This is a genomic window from Pleomorphochaeta sp. DL1XJH-081 (assembly GCF_049310885.1).
Lineage (GTDB): Bacteria > Spirochaetota > Spirochaetia > Sphaerochaetales > Sphaerochaetaceae > CAYZJV01.
The window spans coordinates 1-18,782 of sequence record NZ_JBMDYO010000011.1 but is presented as its reverse complement, the minus strand read 5'-3'; the positions used below and the strand labels follow the sequence as shown (position 1 = coordinate 18,782).

Annotated in this window: 13 protein-coding genes and 1 tRNA gene; 9 read left to right on the top strand and 5 right to left on the bottom strand. The window is 47.9% G+C overall.

What is annotated here, in order from left to right; translation table 11 throughout:
• Positions 1-59: 59 nt before the first annotated feature.
• Positions 60-665 carry a hypothetical protein gene (locus ACODJP_RS12825; RefSeq protein WP_422482136.1) on the top strand — a complete coding sequence of 202 codons (606 nt, stop codon included), beginning with the start codon at positions 60-62 and terminating at the stop codon, positions 663-665.
• Positions 665-1,678: a caspase family protein gene (locus ACODJP_RS12820; protein ID WP_422482134.1), complete on the top strand. Its 1,014-nt coding sequence runs from the start codon at positions 665-667 to the stop codon at positions 1,676-1,678. The genes ACODJP_RS12825 and ACODJP_RS12820 overlap by 1 nt, the downstream gene beginning before the upstream one ends.
• Before the next feature lie 5 nt (positions 1,679-1,683).
• On the opposite strand, the gene uvrB is transcribed toward ACODJP_RS12820, so the two are convergent.
• The 3 genes from uvrB to ACODJP_RS12805 all read right to left on the bottom strand — a co-directional run bounded on the left by uvrB (position 1,684) and on the right by ACODJP_RS12805 (position 6,398).
• Positions 1,684-3,696: an excinuclease ABC subunit UvrB gene (gene uvrB / locus ACODJP_RS12815; RefSeq protein ID WP_422482132.1), complete on the bottom strand. Its 2,013-nt coding sequence runs from the start codon at positions 3,694-3,696 to the stop codon at positions 1,684-1,686.
• Positions 3,681-4,976, bottom strand: a complete 1,296-nt coding sequence (locus ACODJP_RS12810) for a S1C family serine protease (RefSeq protein ID WP_422482130.1) — start codon at positions 4,974-4,976, stop codon at positions 3,681-3,683. The genes uvrB and ACODJP_RS12810 overlap by 16 nt, the downstream gene beginning before the upstream one ends.
• 69 nt (positions 4,977-5,045) lie before the next feature.
• Positions 5,046-6,398: an MATE family efflux transporter gene (locus ACODJP_RS12805; protein ID WP_422482128.1), complete on the bottom strand. Its 1,353-nt coding sequence runs from the start codon at positions 6,396-6,398 to the stop codon at positions 5,046-5,048.
• Between the two features lie 124 nt (positions 6,399-6,522).
• On the opposite strand from ACODJP_RS12805, the gene ACODJP_RS12800 reads away from it, so the two are divergent.
• Entirely contained in the window at positions 6,523-8,226 is a 1,704-nt protein-coding gene (locus tag ACODJP_RS12800; RefSeq protein ID WP_422482126.1) for a glutamine--tRNA ligase/YqeY domain fusion protein, read from the top strand.
• Positions 8,227-8,330: 104 nt separating this feature from the next.
• Positions 8,331-9,623: an amidohydrolase family protein gene (locus ACODJP_RS12795; protein WP_422482124.1), complete on the top strand. Its 1,293-nt coding sequence runs from the start codon at positions 8,331-8,333 to the stop codon at positions 9,621-9,623.
• A gap of 6 nt (positions 9,624-9,629) precedes the next feature.
• Here the strand turns inward: ACODJP_RS12795 and ACODJP_RS12790 are convergent, their stop codons facing one another.
• Entirely contained in the window at positions 9,630-12,305 is a 2,676-nt protein-coding gene (locus ACODJP_RS12790; RefSeq protein ID WP_422482122.1) for a chitobiase/beta-hexosaminidase C-terminal domain-containing protein, read from the bottom strand.
• A gap of 183 nt (positions 12,306-12,488) precedes the next feature.
• Between ACODJP_RS12790 and ACODJP_RS12785 the strand changes: the two genes are divergently transcribed.
• Positions 12,489-13,322 (top strand): LCCL domain-containing protein, encoded by an 834-nt coding sequence (locus ACODJP_RS12785; protein ID WP_422482120.1) that lies wholly within the window; start codon positions 12,489-12,491, stop codon positions 13,320-13,322.
• A 93-nt stretch (positions 13,323-13,415) separates the two neighbouring features.
• Here ACODJP_RS12785 and ACODJP_RS12780 read toward each other — a convergent pair whose 3' ends face one another.
• A complete protein-coding gene (locus ACODJP_RS12780) occupies positions 13,416-15,563 on the bottom strand; it encodes a class I SAM-dependent methyltransferase (RefSeq protein WP_422482118.1) in 2,148 nt (715 codons plus the stop codon).
• Positions 15,564-15,614: 51 nt separating this feature from the next.
• On the opposite strand from ACODJP_RS12780, the gene ACODJP_RS12775 reads away from it, so the two are divergent.
• The 4 genes from ACODJP_RS12775 (at position 15,615) to ACODJP_RS12760 (ending at position 18,583) form a co-directional block, all read left to right on the top strand.
• Positions 15,615-16,100, top strand: a complete 486-nt coding sequence (locus ACODJP_RS12775; RefSeq protein WP_422482116.1) for a hypothetical protein — start codon at positions 15,615-15,617, stop codon at positions 16,098-16,100.
• On the top strand, positions 16,078-17,415 hold the full coding sequence (locus ACODJP_RS12770) for a phosphomannomutase/phosphoglucomutase (protein WP_422482114.1): 1,338 nt from the start codon (positions 16,078-16,080) through the stop codon (positions 17,413-17,415). The genes ACODJP_RS12775 and ACODJP_RS12770 overlap by 23 nt, the downstream gene beginning before the upstream one ends.
• A gap of 35 nt (positions 17,416-17,450) precedes the next feature.
• Positions 17,451-18,434, top strand: coding sequence for a UDP-glucose 4-epimerase GalE (galE, locus tag ACODJP_RS12765; protein ID WP_422482112.1), 984 nt, complete (start codon positions 17,451-17,453; stop codon positions 18,432-18,434).
• 76 nt (positions 18,435-18,510) lie between these two features.
• Positions 18,511-18,583: transfer RNA gene (locus ACODJP_RS12760), tRNA-Asn, on the top strand.
• The last annotated feature ends 199 nt before the right edge of the window (positions 18,584-18,782 follow it).

Sequence of the window (18,782 nt, the reverse complement as noted above, 5' to 3'; positions counted from 1 at the left end):
AGATATACGGCAATGTACTTAGTGACAATTGCAATACATTTGATTATATTGGAGTTCTTATGGGAGTTGTAGCTGGAAGAAGAATCAAACGCATCATACTCATTGCCATCATTGCCCTAGGAATGGTAGGCACGAACCTCCTTGTTGCCGGAGTTCCATCCGAAGAGGCTTTCGGTGCGACAGTCGAGTCTACCTGGTATGGCAGCATTCCCAGCGCATTCCATGAGGACGAACTTCCCATTCGTAGCCATCTCTCGTTCGGAGGCACCATCACCCCCTTCGCTTTTGGAATCTCGGAAGCTTGGGAACTCTCGGCTGGCGTTACCGGTTTCTACACCACACGATCGATGATATATGGGACTACGGTATGGCGCCCATTTGCGGCATTGGGTCTGGCATTCGACGCAACCTACCACCTTGACCAGCAGTTCTCAATCACTGGAGGATCGGCAGTATTTCTCAGCATGTATACACAGACACGTGAATTCGCACCGCTTTGGAGATTGAAGATAAGTACCGGCTATGAATTACTGCAAAATCTAGGCCGCAATAGATTGGTCCTGAGTATACCAGTTTCGGTCGATGTACGTACCGACTATATTTCGGTTTCCTCTGGCATAGGCATAACCTGGCGTTTTGAGAGAAAGCAGAAGGAGGCCATGTAGTGAAGAAAAAAGCACTCCTCATCGTAATCGTTCTCTTTACACTACTCGCCCTACTCTCCTGCGAACTCTTTTTGGAGAAACCGCCAAAACCGACGATCCATGCACTGGTTATCGGTCTAGATTATAAAAATAATTTTGAATTTGATGATCCATCCGAACCATACCCAGATGATGATTTGAATGGGACCATTAACGATGCGAAGGAAATAGCTGCAGCCCTCTACCGCAGAGGTGAAGAGATGGGAACCGAGGTCAAAGTCACATTTATGTTGCAAGAAGGCACTACTCCACTTCCCGATACAGTAGCACAAGCGGAAGCTGATTATCCGTTGTATCCCATTATTGAAAATATAGAAACGCAGTTGCAACGGATCAACAATGAAATGACAGACAACGACATCCTCTTGGTCTACTATGCTGGACACGGGTATGGAGGTCCTACCACTCCTGAGCAGTATCAAGGAGCTTTAGCTCTTGCAGAAACAAAAGAAGCTATAGGCGAACCGGTTAAAGTAGAAGTTCTCCAGGCTACCTTGGCAACTATCAAAGGAACAAAACTGCTTATCATGGATTCTTGTTATAGCGGAGCTCATGAGACAGAGTATCCCACCAGCCCTCCAGATGATGATAATGCATCGGTACATCTGGTTTATGATCCTTCTCAATTCTATTTGCTTGCATCTGCTCCCGATGAACTATCTTGGGAACTCGCAGGTGCCGAAACCCACGGGTATTTCACTGGTCAAGTACTTGAGAATCTTGGGTGGGAACATGAAGACTCGACAGAAATCGAGGTATATGACCCCGATACAGGAACGAGGACAGAAACTATCGTAGGCAATATCGCAGCTGGATCAGAGGCACCCATTGAACGCAATGGAACCATATTCTTAGGTGACCTCTTCGCTAATATCCCCATACATACAGCTAGTGATGGCGGTACAAGAGTAAACCAAACTCCCCAAACAGGAAATGGCCCGCTTGATCTAGTCCTGTTCAGCGAACACTGGTAGGGCTTCTACTTACTGAACGTCATCGATTTGACCGCCTCGATCTCATCGCGGATGATTGCGGCTTGTTCGAACTCCAAGTTCTTGGCATGTTCGAGCATCTCTTTCTCTAAGTCCCTGATATACTTTTTCCGATCGGATGCCTGTAGTAGGTTATAGCGACTCTTGAGTACCCTCAGATCGTCCTTCTGAATCTCTTCTTTCTCAACCTTTTCCCGTGAAATGATATCCTGGATCGATTTTATGATCGTAGTGGGGGTAATACCATGTTCTTCATTATAGGCTTGCTGGATACTCCGACGACGATTGGTCTCATCGATAGCCTCCTTCATGGCATCGCTTTCACGATCGGCATACATGATTACCCGACCACCCACATTACGGGCAGCTCTTCCGATAGTCTGAATAAGTGCGGTTGCCGATCGTAAAAAACCAATTTTATCGGCATCCAAGATGGCAATCAAAGAGACCTCGGGAAGGTCCAGCCCCTCTCTGAGAAGGTTGATACCAACCAGTACGTCGTAAGTACCCATGCGAAGGTCGCGAAGCAACTCCACCCGCTCTATAGTCTCTACTTCTGAATGGAGATAACGGACCTTGAGACCTAAGTTAGCCATATAATCGGTCAGATCCTCGGCCATCCTCTTGGTTAGTGTCGTAACCAATACACGCTCTTTCTTCTCTACCGTCTTACGGATCTCCCCATAGAGATCCTCCATCTGGCCTTCGGTAGGACGGACTTCCACTACAGGATCAAGTAGACCGGTAGGACGGATGACCTGCTCCACGATCTGGGAAGATTCGGCAATCTCTTTTTTTCCCGGTGTGGCGGTCACATAGATGCGTTGGCCACAGGTCTCATCGAATTCCTGGTATTTGAGCGGACGGTTGTCCAAGGCTGAGGGGAGACGGAATCCATAATTCACAAGGTTGAGCTTCCTACTCCTATCGCCTTCATACATCGCCCCGATCTGCGGAAGAGTAACATGGGACTCATCAATGAATGTCAAGAAACCAGGCGGGAAGTAGTTCAAAAGCACAGGGGGAGCCTCTCCTGACTCGCGATTACCCAGCGGCCTACTATAGTTCTCAATTCCCGAACAATAGCCCAACTCCTGCAGCATCTCCAAATCGTACTCCACACGAGTCTTTATCCTTTCCGCTTCAAGCAATTTTCCCTGCGACATGAAAAAGTTGTACTGTTGCTCCAACTCATTCTGTATTCTACCAATAGCAGCTTTGATCTGCTCTGGGGGCATGACAAACTGCTTTGCCGGATAGAGACTGAATGAAGGGACAGTCTCCAACACATTGCCAGAGATAGGATCGAACCACTCGATCTTCTCTATCTCATCCCAACTAATGCGGATCCTAACCGCTGTCTCGAGGTATGATGGGCAAATTTCAATCGTATCGCCACGAACCCTGAAAGAGCCGCGTTCGAGAATCATATCGTTCCTGTCGTACTGCATCCTGATCATATGTTCCAGATCGGATCTATGGTCAAAATGCTGACCGACTTCGAAATGCTTGACCATATCGCGCAATGAGGTAGGATTGCCTAAACCGAAGATGCAACTCACCGATGCAACAATAATCACATCTCTTCTCTCCATAAGTGAGAAAGAGGCAAAAAGTCTTAAACGATCGATTTCATCATTGATATCGGCATCTTTCTCAATATAGAGATCCTTTCCCGGAACATACGCTTCGGGTTGGTAATAGTCGTATGTGGAAACGAAATACCCAACGGCATTGTGCGGAAAGAACGATTTGAATTCTCTGAATAATTGTGCCGCCAAGGTCTTGTTATGGCTCAAGACTAGAGTAGGCCGCTGAACCTTCTCTATGATCTTAGCCATAGTGAAGGTTTTTCCACTACCGGTGACACCCTTGAGTGTCTGCCGTTCGAATCCCGACTCAATACCAGCAGAGAGAAGTTCTATGGCATCCCCCTGGTCCCCGGCCGGACCGTAATCGCTGACTACCTGAAACTTGTGGGAACTCATCGCACCGTCCATTCCATTCCCTCCGGTCGTTCGACCAACTCGACTTGAAGCACCTTTTTCTCACCCTTGCGTATAACAACGACCTCGACAGTTTCACCAGGATGAGTGTCGACCAGAGCACTATAGAGATCAGCATATTCACTCACCGGCTCACCATGAACCTCAACGATCACATCGCCTCCGAGGTAGATGATTGCTGACCCGTACTGGACCCGTTGGGTGCCACCCTTTAATCCACCCTTCTCTGCTTTACCTCCAGGACGCACCTGAGATACAAGAAGACCTCCCGAGACCGGCAGATCGGCATATTCCACAATACTCGGATCGAGCTGCACCATCGTGATATCCAGCCAACCGCGCATGACTTTTCCGAATTTTATCAGATCCGGGATGACCGATATAGCAGTATCAACTGGAACAGCGAATCCTATTCCCTGAGACCCCCCGGTAGTGGAATGAATGGTGGTACAGATACCTACCATTTCTCCCCTGCTGTTGAGCAGCGGACCGCCAGAGTTACCAGGATTGATAGCTGCATCAGTCTGAATCATGCCATTAATAACCGTATTGTTTTCTGTTCTTACCGGCCTTCCGAGACCCGAAACCGTTCCTATTGTCATCGTACGGTCGTACCCAAACGGGTTCCCGATTGCGACAACCTTTTGCCCAACCTTGAGCGTGGAGGCTGTACCAATAGTGATCGGATCAAGAAGAACTTGTGGAGGAAGCTCTACCTTCAGCACCGCAAGATCATTTTCCACATCCATTCCTACTAATGATGCCTCATAATTCGCCCCATCGTGCATACTGATATGCAACTGGGCAGCATTCTGTACCACATGGGCATTGGTAAGGATATACCCGTCTTCGCTTATGATTATTCCCGAACCGGTACCTTGGACAGGCAGGACTTCCAAGAATGTATTCAACCCTATGGAGACCGTAGTGATATGGACAACACTCTTGTTCGCCAATTCATAGATCGCGATATTGCGCATCTCCTCAGCACTGTAACTGTATGCCGACATATCGCCCAAGAAGACAGAAACACCCTGCTCACCATAGAAGATATCGTTAACCGTAACCCCTGCCAATTCCAGAAGCCCTAGCTCACCCTCACGGTCGAGAACATCGGCAAGAACCTCTCGTTGTCGTTCCAATTGATCCTTTTGACGAAGCGAACGGGTCCATATGACAATTCCTATGGCAATCACCACTACCAAGACGCCTATGAGGATGCTTCGTACCATATGCCATATCGGGTGTCGTTGCAGATGCTTGTTCTTGTCCAAACCGCTCCTCCGCTTCAAGATTCAACAACCTCAAGTCTACCCTTTTTCCCCCGTTATGTACACATTTGTTCACAAGTCCAGAGTCACCCGCCATGAACCACGAGAGAAAAGCCAGACCGACCAAGTAGCCACCACCAGATTGCTCAGCAGCATAGCTAACCATATTCCTTGCGACCCAAGACCAAAGGCCAATGGCAAAAGATAGCTGAGCGGAACCCGAAGTCCCCATAACCGGACGATATTCATGGTCATGACAGGACGAGTCTTTCCTCCACCTTGAAATGCACCCAAGACCACCATATAGAAAGCGAAACATACTACCGAGGGCGCGGTATACCAGAACATCTGTACACCATGGAAGACAACCTCGGGATCATCGACAAAGAATATGATCACATACTTACCGAACAGCAAGACAAGAGCCATCCCGATACTGATGAATATCCCACTTATCGCCATGCCACGCCAGGCGACCGATTCAGCACCTTTTCTATTTCTGGCTCCGAGTTCCTTGCCGACCAGAATAGCCACACCCTGACTGATCCCCCTCGCTGGCATATGAAATAGCGATTGGATCCTATTACCAATACCAAATGCGGCGATGACTGCTGGACCAAATGAATTCACCACACCCTGAACTACTGCGAACCCAAGAGACGATACAGACTGCCCAATCGAAGAAGGGAATCCGATCCTCGCAAGCAACGACCAAGTCTTCCGCTCAGGCTTCATAAGACCGATCCGCGCTTGAATACCCTTGAAACCCCCGAAAAGGATTACCATTGATACCGTACAGCTGACCGTCCTTGCTAGTAACGTTGCCCAAGCCGCTCCGGCTACCTCGAAAGCTGGTATAGGTCCCCAACCAAAAATAAATATGGGGTCAATAAGGATATTGATAAAGACAGAGACCATCTGTACATACAAAGGCGTCATAGAATCACCAATACCCTGCAACGTCGTACGCAAAACAAAATCTCCAAACAAGAGGGGCATGGTAAAAAAGGTGATAGTCATATATTGCAAGGTATAATCGAAGGTGAGCCCGGATGGAACTTGCATCAGCACCAGCAGAGGCCTCGTCAGAAAGACGCCGAACAGCATGACCAGGATCGACATGAGCAGATTCACCAGGAACACTTGCGAGGCAAGGAAATCCAGTCGTGAGCGATTTTTCCGATCGGCACCATAAGCCTGGCTGATCATGGTCGTCCCAGCGATCGAAAAAGCCGTGCCGAAAACAATGATGAAGTTGCTAATATTCATGGTAATTGATGGAGCACTAATAGCCTCCTTACCCAGTTTACCAAGAAAGAAGGTATCGACCATATTGTACATCGTCTGGAGTAGGTTCGATGCCATGATCGGAATGGAGATTCGCATCAACTGTCTGGTCAAAGAGGATTGCTCCAAGGATTTCATAGCCTACCATCATATCGCTAAGGATTCGTTGTGTCACGCAACTACACACCTTTTCTCTCCAAGGTGCATTATGATAGAATCGTCTAATACGTAGCCCCCTTTGGAAGGGGTGGAGGAAAGACTGATGGAAACGACTGATATGGAAAAGAGGGAAGAGAAGAGTCTGAACTTCCTCGAGAGGATAATTGAAGACGATTTGGCCAATGGACGGGTTCCCAACAATACGATTGTCACCCGATTCCCACCGGAACCCAATGGATACCTCCATTTGGGACACGTGAAATCCATTTGCCTCAATTTCGGTTTGGCCGAAAAGTATGGTGGCCGTTGCCATCTCAGGCTGGATGACACGAACCCCGAGAAAGAGGATATGGAATACATTGAATCGATCCAACGCGATATCAAATGGCTTGGCTTCGATTGGGGAGACTATCTCTATCATGCCAGTGATTACTACGACCAACTCTATAAAATTGCAGTCAACCTCATAAAAGAGGGAAAAGCCTATGTCGATTCACTGACTCCCGAACAGGTACGTGAATACCGCGGAACACTGACAAGTCCAGGACGCAATAGCCCCGACCGCGATCGCCCCGTTGAAGAAAACTTGCGTCTCTTCGAAGAGATGAGGGAAGGGAAACACCCTGAAGGCAAATATGTACTGAGGGCAAAATTAGATATGGCAAGTCCGAATCTGAATATGCGCGACCCATCCCTCTATAGAATTAAGTTCGCATCACATCCCCGTACCGGTGACAAATGGTGCATCTATCCAATGTATGACTATACCCACCCGATCAGCGATGCGATCGAGGGTATAACCCATTCAATCTGTACACTCGAATTTGAAGACCACCGCCCGGCCTACGATTGGGCTACGTCGATTGATGGGATTGAACACACACCGCATCAGTACGAGTTCGCACGATTGAATATCAACTACATGCTCATGAGCAAGCGAAAACTCCTGAACCTCGTGAAGTTGGGTATTGTGACAGGATGGGACGATCCTCGTATGCCTACCATAACCGGAATCAGAAGACGGGGATACAGCCCAGAATCGTTGCGAGACTTCGTCTCACGTGTTGGAGTCGCAAAGGTAGAAAGTGTGGTGGATTACAACCTGCTCGAATTTTGTGCCCGCGAAGACCTCAACAAGAGAGCCCTCCGGTACATGGCAGTCATTAACCCACTCAAAGTGGTGATCACCAACTACCCTGAGGACAAAGAGGAATGGTTCGATGCACAGGATAATCCAGAAGATCCACAATCAGGCACCCATCCCGTCCCATTCTCCCGAGAACTCTATATTGAACAAGAGGACTTCATGGAGGAGCCGATAAAAGGTTACCATCGCCTCTATCCGGGTAACGAAATCCGACTCAAGCATTCCTACTATATCACCTGTAATGAAGTCATTAAGGATGCTGAAGGCAGTATCGTAGAGGTCCATGTGACGTACGATCCCGAATCCCGTGGAGGAACGACTCCCGATGGCAGAAAGGTCCGCGGGACCAGCCATTGGGTAAGCGCCAAGCATGGGATTGATGCCGAAATCCGCCTCTATGACAAGCTTTTCTCAACTGAATACCCCGGAGAAGCTACGGGAAATTATCTTGACGATATCAATCCCGAGTCGCTGGTAGTGCTGAAACACTGCAAATTGGAACCGGCTTTGAAGGATGCCAAACCTGGCCAGTATCTACAATTCATGCGTACCGGCTATTTTGTGGCCGATTCTGTTGACCATACCTCCGAGAATCCGGTATTCAACAGGACCGTGACGTTGAAAGATTCCTGGAGCAAGAAGGCAAAGAAACAGAAATAATCCACTACCGGTTCTCATCTTCGAAGGAATGGGAGCGAGAACAGTATCATAAGCGGAGTGTTGTCTACGATTGACGACCCTCCGCTTTCTGTTATACTGACGCCATGGCACACTATTTTTTCGATTCTCATATGCATGCAATGAATCTCAACCACCCTAACTTCATCTCCTTCGTAGAATCGGTAACTGACAATTTGGCCGAATTCGTTACCAGCGGGGCGTTATCTCCTGGATATCTACTTACACCAGCGAATCGCGGTCAGCAAGGCCTTATTACACTCTTGAACATGTTCAGCGTCTTCGAACGCCCGATAGGAGAGATTTTCGCCCTTATTGAGGAGGACCTCTCTGGAGCATTCAGCCACCATCAAGCAGCAGCCAAATCAAAACCTCCAGAAAATCTCATGTATCCCGATAACCCCTATATTAGGAAAGGAAGATTGCACTTCCGATCGATGGTCTACGATGCATTCGCTCTCATACCGCTTGTGATGGATTTCTCCCGCGACAGCAGCGATGAAGAGAGCATAAGCTACTATACGAGCGAGCAACAGGAGAAACTACTTAGTTATGCGAAAGACACATTGGATGGCATAGCATGGTACCAATCGGTACGCCCGAAAGGTATGTTGGAGTTTTTTCCTTTCATCGGAATAAATCCCGAGGTCCATGAGATGCAGTTCATCGTCGATCTGCTGGATACCTATGTGAGAAAAGATTTCTCCCCAAAATGGAAAGCACGAGGAGTAAAGGACCCAAGACGATTTCGGGGAGTGAAGTTCTACCCTCCCTTGGGAACCAATCCGTGGCCTTCTGATCCAGCGAAGAGGGAGAAGGTTCAATACATTTACAATTTCTGTGAAAGCAATGCGATCCCCCTTATTACCCATTGTGATGACCAGGGATTTCGTGGTGTCACATCCAAGATCGCTCAACAGTATACAAACCCTGCTGCTTGGAATCCGGTACTGGAGCATTTCCCTCAACTGAAGGTCGACTTTGCCCACTATGGACGTCAGTACAACCCTATCGGGAAATCACCGATAAAGGCGCTTTTGGACAAATCTTGGACGAACGATCCATGGTTTACCGAGATTATTGACCTCATGGCGCGCTTTGACCATGTCTATGCCGATTTCTCTTTCAGCGGAACCGACCCAAATTTCTATAGCGATCTCCATACATTCATCCACGAACTGGAGGATGACGAATTGGCACGAAAAATCCTCGAACGATCGATGTTCGGAACTGACTTCACCGTGAATCTCGCGAAGGTCGAATCATACACCAATTATCTGAGGATATTCGAACAAAGTCCTTTTTCCGATGAGGAGATCGAAGGATTCGTATCCGCCAATCCTATCCGGTTCCTAGGACTGGAAATCGCATCTTCCTGATCAATCCTAGGGGTTATCCGGATCCCATGCGGCACCGGATTTGTAACCTACGATGGTCTGGGCATGGTTGATATAATTATTGAAATCACTGATCATTGAATCGTCATCATCAGACAGATACATTACGTCATTTTCATCCAACCAAGAATCTCTATTGTTATCTACGACAAAACCATCCACACCTGTAGTGACGCAATATCCTGAAGCCAATAGTTGCTGCAATAGTTCCACTTTTGCCATGCTATCCAAAAAAAACATACCGACCTGTGTATTACTGAAAAAACTCGGGGTTGGAACACGACTGCGATACATGGCAGCTTCACGGAAGGCCTGTTCACTCGGCCATGGATATTCATAGATTCCAGGATTTGCTTCATCGGGAAAGTTGTCATAGGGCATACTAGCCCAAGTGCTCGAACCTATGCGGGAAAGCAATGATGGTATTGATTCGAAACGAGACCCTGCAGTCCTTCCCGCACTCGATTGATGGTAGACAAAGTCGGGGCTCATGATCCTATCCCAATATGTTTTGGAGGGATATCCTGGATAACCTTCTTCTCCGTAGGTTTTTGACTCCCATGCCGCCCCCGAGAGATCCCAACCATGCTCTCTCGCTTCGTTATAGGTATGAATATAATATACGCCGGAGAATGCATTGCATGACCCTTTTTGTCCCTGATTACCAATCGGTGGGAAGTAGATGGTCCTACTTAGATCGACAATCTCCGGCAATATTCCTGTGTAGTTTGCATCCTCAGATCGCAACGTCCCGAAAGACCGCAAATCGGCTTCGGTCGGTGGCAAGAGTCCTCCAGTTGCCATATGGGATGAACGGGCTGATCTGGTAGTCGGCTTTCGCCCATACAGATCGAGAATTTCACTCACCTCCCCATCAGTGAACGGTACCGATTGAAAAATAGGTTCTGTATAGGAAGTACCTCTCGAGTTCGGTTGCACAAACTCCAACTGATAGGTAGACAGCTTACCAGCAGTGGAAATCGTGTATATATCGTTCTTGCCTACTTCTATCGTTTTAGATAAAGGATCGTCACTTTTCAGTACATTTGAAGGATCAGATGGTTTTCCAAGCAAATATTCCGGATGGAGTTCTATCGAGAACTCATGCAGTATGGCTTCTGCGTCCGATGCTGAATTATCAATCCGCATGAAAAGGTCATTGGCTGCAATAAAAGGAGCGAATTCACTGATATCCAAGACAATCGCATTATCGGGGAATGGGTATTCACCACCTGTATACAGACTCCATGGATCGCTATCATCACTTTCGTAATAACTGACCGTCTGCAGCAGTTTCTCTGCAATTGGATGTTCAGGATCGCCAACTCCAATCCAAACAGGAAGGTTTTGTCGATTCGGATGTTCTATCCTGAATCTCGCCAACAATGTTGGCCTATACGGTTGAGAGAAGTTGTTGAGCATATAGTAAATGGGCAATTTCAACTTTATAGCATCTTCAAAGGATATCCAATAATGCCCATCATCGATATTTTCCCATTCACCCGTACCCCAAGAATTGACTAACTTCAAGGCTCCACTTCTTGTTGCGATAGTAGAATCTGAAAAATGGATTGCATCGACATGTTGGGGTAGCGTCCAATTATTCCTTTGTAACAACTCTAGTCCTTCATCGTCATTCTCCACGACAGTTATACTGAATCCGATGTACTTTTTCCCGATCAGGTCAACACCGCTTTCATAGGTCAGATTTGGCAGACCGCTATCGGGATTGATAAAATAGGGCATCAATCCATGCAGTTCCCGATCATATACACCACCTTCTCCGAAGCCCAAGGTGCTTCCCTTGAGTAAAGGGTCTATAGGATCTATAGTTATAGTAACGGAGAGGAACGTATCATCATCTGCTGTGATGATCGGATCATCAGAAGCATAGCAAACGATTTGAACTTGTCCGTGAAAATCTTCATCTCCCACATTGGTGATGGTTGGAATCATGATGGTTGATTTGAAATCATCGAACAAATAATTGTCGAAGGATACAGCCGACTTTTCAATGAATTTGAACTCCACACCGATGATATTGCCTCCACTATCGAAAGATGGTGTTCCCTCCAACATCCCGATATAGGCTTGTCCTGCCCTCAGGTCGTACCCCTCCAACGCATCCACCGTTCCCAAGAAGTGGAGATCGGAAGCCACCACTCTATGGCGGACCCAAACGGAATCGCCTACTGAAATCGTTACCTTCTGTACAGGATCTGTACAAGGTTGCCATGTAGAACCATCATCGAGACTATATTCATAAGCGGATGAGACATGGTAGATCATACCACTGGCAACATCCAGGTATGGATAGGCACTAGTATCCTTCGGTATAATGAAATCGACACTCGCCTGTCTCGCCACATCTCCATCGCTATCTAACGCAATTGCCTTGAGTCGAGTTGTCTTATCCAAGGTTATTGGACTGTAGTAGCGAGCACTGCTTCGATTGGGCATGCTTCCATCGGTAGTGAAGTATATTGCCGAAGCTCCCCTGCTCTGGATAGCTACCTCTAGCGGTAAGAAGTAGGTGCCTCCATCTCGCGAGAAAGATATCGCATCTGGTTCCATGGTGGAGAATAGGTCACAACCACCCAATACGAGCAAAACTATGGCTACGGCAATAGATATCACGATTGTCGTATAACGGCTACTTCTCATTTTTTGGTACATATGGGAGAAATCTTATCAGAGGAAAATACGTCCTGCAATAAAATTCCTTATATCGCCATGTTATAACAATTCTATTCCTTATTTTTTTGTTGTTTATAACATTATATTGTGAAATAATTGAGGATCATCAACCATAAAAGACCGGTTGCATGAAACAAGGAAGGTATGGACATGGATAAGCGTACAATCGTTCCCATTTTTACCGTTATCTTGGCACTGGTTTTCATTTTCCTCTCTTCTTGCATGATACTGGAGGAGGTAGGAGCATCACCGTATGAAGTGCAGGAGGAAGAAGAACCTGTCACCGAACCTGCGCCCATGGACTCTCCAGCAGCAGCTACGGAGGCGGAAAAAATCGATTGGGGAACAACCGCCACCGCATGGTCAGGGCAAATTGGCAAACGGATAACCATCACACTCCCATCTGGTGGTTCACCAGGACCAGTATGGGGAAGTGGCATCTATACTGATGACTCCTCTATCGGAACTGCAGCTGTCCATATGGGGCTTATCACATTTAGTTCTGGAGGTTCGGTAACGGTTGAAATCCGCGATGGATTGGATAGCTACGATGGATCGACGGCATTCGGAGTCACAACCCAATCCTATGATGCCTGGGGTGGCAGTTTCGTCTTCATCGACGGTGAGGGAAATGTGGTGAAGCTCACCACTGCTCCAAAAAAAACCACACCGAGTGGGATTTTCATTGCTGATACCGATTGGAGCACCAATGCGACCGAATGGTCCGATAATCTCGGAGGAAAATACACGTTGGAGCTTCCACCAAATGGATCGCCTGGATCTCTATGGGGAAGTGGAACATATACAGATGACTCTTCGATTGGCACTGCCGCGGTCCATGCAGGATTGATAACTTTCCGAGAGGGAGGCCGAGTCACCATTGAGATACGAGAAGGTTTGGATGCCTACGATGGGTCAACGCGAAATGGTGTTACTAGCGAGGCATACGGAGCATGGGGTGGTAGTTTCGTATTTGTACCGTAATCGTCTCCCATACCACCTGATATAACGAAATTACATCACTAAATGGATGAGGCCGCCTTGTAACGGGCGGCCTCAAACTATCATATGCTACGATCAGTCTTCTCTCTTGCGATCTTTCTTGTCCTCATCGAGGCGGAAAAATGTCTCCTGATCCCCTCCCCTTGTTCGGGTCGGTTTGAACCGGTCATACCCATAAGGCTTTGGTCCACTTTTCTGGGATCTATCGTCACGATCGAAACTTCGATCTCCCCGTGGCCGATCATTGTCGAACCTTCGTGGTGGTCGATCCCTGTCGAACGGACGATCTCCCCGTGGCCGATCGTTGTCAAACCTTCGTGGTGGTCGATCTCTATCGAATGGGCGATCTCCTCGAGGACGATCATTGTCGAACCTTCGTGGTGGTCGATCCCTATCGAACGGGCGGTCTCCTCGAGGACGATCATTGTCGAACCTTCGTGGTGGTCGATCCCTATCGAATGGGCGGTCATCGCGTGGCCGATCATTGTCGAACCTTCGTGGTGGTCGATCCCTGTCGAATGGGCGGTCATCGCGTGGCCGATCATTGTCGAACCTTCGTGGTGGTCGATCCCTATCGAATGGGCGATCTCCTCGAGGCCGATCGTTGTCGAACCTTCGTGGTGGTCGATCCCTGTCGAACGGGCGATCTCCTCGAGGCCGATCATTGTCGAACCTTCGTGGTGGCCGATCCCTGTCGAACGGGCGATCTCCTCGAGGCCGATCATTATCAAACCTTCGTGGTGGTCGATCCCTGTCGAACGGGCGATCTCCTCGAGGCCGATCATTATCAAATCTACGAGGTGGTCGATCCCTGTCGAATGGGCGATCTCCTCGAGGTCGATCATTGTCAAATCTCCGAGGACCTCTATCACGCCCACCATCACGGGATCGACTATCCCGTCGTGGGCGATCATCCCTACGGGGACGATTATAGCCTCTTGAATCATCATCCCTTTGTGGACGATCATTCTCAGTTTCCCGCTCTTCAACGGGAGTTACCGGACCTGCCGTCTCTCCAGGATGTCGGCGTTCATATCGTCTTTGCTTCGCATTTTTCTTGGTATCCGAGGGAGTTTCTTCTTCAGCTCCATCCCAATCAATGACGAACATATCATCTTCTTCATCAGCTTGGAATTCTTCAGCAACAACTTCTTCTTCGTTCTGCAAATCGACTAATGGCTCTACAGCCTCCACAGCAGCCTCTACCACCTCTTCGGCGGGGACTACCTTCTGCACCTCTTCCTCCAGAGGCATCTGTACTTCTTCTTTCTTCTCCAAAATCCAACTCCTTAGAGAACTCTTCTTTGCGGAGAACCCGGGGGCCGCGATATCCCTGGTGACCTCTCGCACATCATACCCGTGGATCTTCCGTTTTTCGAATCGGAAGCCACCGAGATTCGTGGAAAACAACAACTTTCCACCGTTAACCAATATTCCGTTTAGGAGTCCGATGAAGTAGATGTAATCACGTCGTACATCGAAGTCATGCTCCATTTTCCTGCTGTTGGAAAAACTCGGCGGGTCGAAAACAATAATATCGAACTTCCGTCGTTCTTTCGCAGCTTTCCTTATATACTCTGCAGCATCTTGGGAAACACAGGGATACGCACCCCCTGAAAATCCGTTCGCGGCCAGATTCTGTTCACACCATTGTGTGTATGTTGAAGACAAATCTACCGAAGTGACACTCTTGGCACCACCAGCGGCAGCATAGACACTAAATGAACCGGTATACGAAAACAGGTTCAAAACATCCATCCCTTTGCTTACATCGCGCAACGCCCTGCGTGCTACCATCTGGTCAAGAAACAAACCGGTATCGATCCGTTTGGTCAGGTCCACATTAAAATGCAGTCCGTTCTCCTTAACGGTCACTAGCAGAGACTGATCCTGTTGGATTTCGTGCTGCTCTTTGCCTTGTCTCTTAGCCCTTTGGTGGTAAACCACATGGGAGGGTTCAATATATAACATCCGGGAGGTTATATCACAAATTTCGACTAGCTGGTCACCTTCGATCTCCCGATCACTATAATCGGTTATTCGGGCATACGTACCATAGAGGTCGACAGCAATCGGAAGCTCGGCCAAATTACGATCGTACACGCGCATGACGTCCGTCCCATCTGTGAGCATCAAACGTCTCATCTGCAGCGCGTTGCGCTTCAATAATTTACCAAAATCCTTCGCTACGTATTCGTCCATTACCTTCTGATTGCCTTTCATCGCCGGAGTATATATGATAAAGTAAAAAAAAGATAGACAAGAGGATAGCCAATGGAAGATGATGCGAAACAATTCATCGAAAATCTCGAAAGCCGCTTCGGTGGTCCTGTGGGATATCGTACTTATAGCACGTGGTTTGCTTCGGATGAAGGTAAAATCAGGGATTTCGGGGTCTTCATCTATGAGATTGACGGAGTCTTCCACTTTGAGGATTTCGAACGCAAACCATCTATGTTCGGATTCTCGATCAAACCAAGGAAAAATACTCCTCCTTATGTGAAGATGGAGGGATCCTTCACTGCTGATGCCATAGAGAGTATCACCACAGTAACAAAGGCTAATGCCCAAGCTTGTGCCCAAGGAAACCGGATGCAAGCCAATATCCCTCCGGCCGGAGGGATTCAGAAGATTTTCAGCCCCCTAGTAACACGTGTAGTGATTAAGGACGGACCTACCTATTTCTTCGAACTCATCAATCAAAAAGAATTCATCAATGCAGTCAAGGAGGACTCAGATGGGCGCATTCAAGGCGTATGATATCCGTGGCATCTACAACAAAGACTTTGACAAACATCTTGTATACAAGGTCGGATATTTTCTTCCCACCCTTCTCGAATCAGATCATGTCGTGGTTGGTAGGGATGTCCGTTCCACCAGCGATGAGATCTTCGAATACCTCTGCCGTGGAATTAACGACAGTGGTGCCGATGTTTGGAATATCGGTCATGCAACCACACCCATGGTCTACTTCGCGACAGTCCATTTGGATGCTGGTGCATCGGTTCAGATTACTGCGAGCCATAACCCCGCCATCTATAACGGGCTGAAGATTTCCCGAAAAGGAGCTCTTCCCGTTGGAGAGAATTCCGGCTTACGCGATTTGGAAAAAATGGTTCTCGAAGGAGAAGTCAAGCCAGTCGAAAACCGGGGAAAAGTAATCGAGAAACCGGTCAAGGATGCGTATCTCGCTTTCCTCCGCCCTTATACGCCAAAACTGGAGGGGCTCAATATCAGCTTAGACCTCTCCCATGGTATGGCGAATCTTCTCACGAAAGATCTCCTCGGACCTGACCATCATTACCTGTATGACCATTTTGACGGTACGTTCCCAGCCCACGAGCCTAACCCGCTCGAAGAGGAGAATTGTAAGGATATCAAGGCTGCCGTACTCAAGAATTCGAGTGATCTGGGAATCATTTTCGACGGTGATGCCGACAGGGTCATGTTCATAGATGAAAAAGGTCGTTTCATTCAGCCCGATTATATTACAGCAGTGATCGGAGAATATTATCTCTCCAAACAAAAGGGCAACGTTCTTCAGGACATCAGAACAAGCCGATCAACGACAGAATACCTTGAGAAACTTGGTGGTCGTGTAACCACATGGAAGGTCGGGCATGCATATGCGAAGGTAAAACTTAGGGAAATCGATGGTGTTTTTGGAGGAGAACTCGCCGGCCACTACTATTTCCGCGATTTCAATAACTGCGATTCGGGCATGTTGGCGGCATTGATCGTCTTACAGGTTGTCGCCAAACTCCATGCCGAAGGTAAAACATTCTCATCTCTGATCGATACGATTGTCACCTATGCGAATAGCGGAGAACGCAACTTCAAATTGGAACAGAAAGATGAAGCAATGGCAGCCCTATACCAGAAATACGCAGTGGAGCAGAAACCCATTTTGGTTCTTGACTTCGATGGATACAGAATCGAGTACCCCAATTGGTGGTTCAATGTCCGTAAGTCCAATACCGAACCCTATCTGCGCTTGGTAGCTGAGGCAAAGACCCAAGAAATGTTGGACGAAAAGGTCAAAGAGATATCGGCAATAATTAAAAGTTTTACCTGACCGGTCACTATAAAACTGACATAAGGAGATTTTGGATGAGAGTACTGCTGTGCGGCGGAGCTGGATATATTGGTACGCATGTAGCTTTGGCATTTGCCGATCGTGGTGACACCGTCGGTATTTTGGATGATTTCTCGAGTGGTCTTCGTACGAATGTGGCTCCGACTTCCCTTCTTTTTGAAGGAAGCATCATGGACCAAAAAATACTCTCAGAAACACTTGCCCAAGGATGGGATGTAGTAGTCCACCTCGCAGCATTCAAGGCCGCTGGCGAATCCATGCTCGATCCTGCAAAATATGCGCGAAACAATATCAGCGGATCGCTGAATCTCATACAGGCCTGCATCGCACATGGAGTGGAAAAGTTCATCCTTTCATCCTCAGCAGCGGTCTATGGTGAGCCTGAATATCTTCCTATCGATGAACAGCACCCTACAAGACCGGAAAACTATTACGGATACACCAAGCTGGCAATTGAAGAGAACCTTGCATGGTTTGCCCGATTGAAGGGGCTCAAATATGTATCGTTGCGCTATTTCAATGCCGCTGGGTATGATGAAAACGGACGTATGACTGGCCTGGAGCGTAATCCTGCAAACCTCATACCTGTAGTCATGGAAGTTGCCAGCGGTTTACGAGAAAAAATAGAAATCTTTGGTGACGACTACCCTACCGAGGATGGAACCGGTGTGCGCGATTATGTTCATGTGACCGATCTGGCTGTCGCACATGTCCAAGCTGCACAACATCTCCAAGAGGGAAATGATTCATTGGTGGTGAACTTAGGTAGCGAGCATGGTCTCAGCGTAAGGCAGATTCTCGATTCCGCAAGAAAGATTACCGGTAGGGAGATACCTGAAGAGATTGTGGCCAGAAGACCTGGAGATCCAGCGAAACTGGTCGCTTCATCTGCCTATGCGAAACAGACCCTTGGATGGCGTGCAACCAAAAGTGATGTAGACTCGATCATAGCATCTACATGGCGCGTCTACGAAGCCAATGCCAGGAAAATAGGATGAACCTAAAATAACATATTGACATGAATGGTGGAATCCGGTAGATTACCCATTGTTCGCACGATTTTGTGTGGTACATTCCCCTGTAGCTCAGTTGGTAGAGCAGGTGGCTGTTAACCACCCTGTCGGCGGTTCAAGTCCGTCCGGGGGAGCAAAAGAAAGGGAGTCGAATCTGTACACAGTACGGATAAGGCTCCCTCTTTTCATATCCTAGCATCCAAGGATGTGATTGCTTGCGTGAGAGCAAGATGGCGTCGTTCGTTGAGTGTCTTTTGGGCTCAGTGCAAAAATCTGGGGGAACGAGGCTTGTAGTAGGGTCTCCTGGAAGCAGCCATGAGCTTGAGGAAGAAG

What these genes read in the sequence shown, in the direction of transcription:
- ACODJP_RS12825 (WP_422482136.1), top strand. Translation starts at nt 60, where the DNA reads ATGGGAGTTGTAGCTGGAAGAAGAATCAAACGCATCATACTCATTGCC.
- uvrB (WP_422482132.1), bottom strand. Translation starts at nt 3,696, where the DNA reads ATGGACGGTGCGATGAGTTCCCACAAGTTTCAGGTAGTCAGCGATTAC.
- ACODJP_RS12805 (WP_422482128.1), bottom strand. Translation starts at nt 6,398, where the DNA reads ATGAAATCCTTGGAGCAATCCTCTTTGACCAGACAGTTGATGCGAATC.
- ACODJP_RS12800 (WP_422482126.1), top strand. Translation starts at nt 6,523, where the DNA reads ATGGAAACGACTGATATGGAAAAGAGGGAAGAGAAGAGTCTGAACTTC.
- ACODJP_RS12795 (WP_422482124.1), top strand. Translation starts at nt 8,331, where the DNA reads ATGGCACACTATTTTTTCGATTCTCATATGCATGCAATGAATCTCAAC.
- ACODJP_RS12790 (WP_422482122.1), bottom strand. Translation starts at nt 12,305, where the DNA reads ATGAGAAGTAGCCGTTATACGACAATCGTGATATCTATTGCCGTAGCC.
- ACODJP_RS12785 (WP_422482120.1), top strand. Translation starts at nt 12,489, where the DNA reads ATGGATAAGCGTACAATCGTTCCCATTTTTACCGTTATCTTGGCACTG.
- ACODJP_RS12780 (WP_422482118.1), bottom strand. Translation starts at nt 15,563, where the DNA reads ATGAAAGGCAATCAGAAGGTAATGGACGAATACGTAGCGAAGGATTTT.
- ACODJP_RS12775 (WP_422482116.1), top strand. Translation starts at nt 15,615, where the DNA reads ATGGAAGATGATGCGAAACAATTCATCGAAAATCTCGAAAGCCGCTTC.
- ACODJP_RS12770 (WP_422482114.1), top strand. Translation starts at nt 16,078, where the DNA reads ATGGGCGCATTCAAGGCGTATGATATCCGTGGCATCTACAACAAAGAC.
- galE (WP_422482112.1), top strand. Translation starts at nt 17,451, where the DNA reads ATGAGAGTACTGCTGTGCGGCGGAGCTGGATATATTGGTACGCATGTA.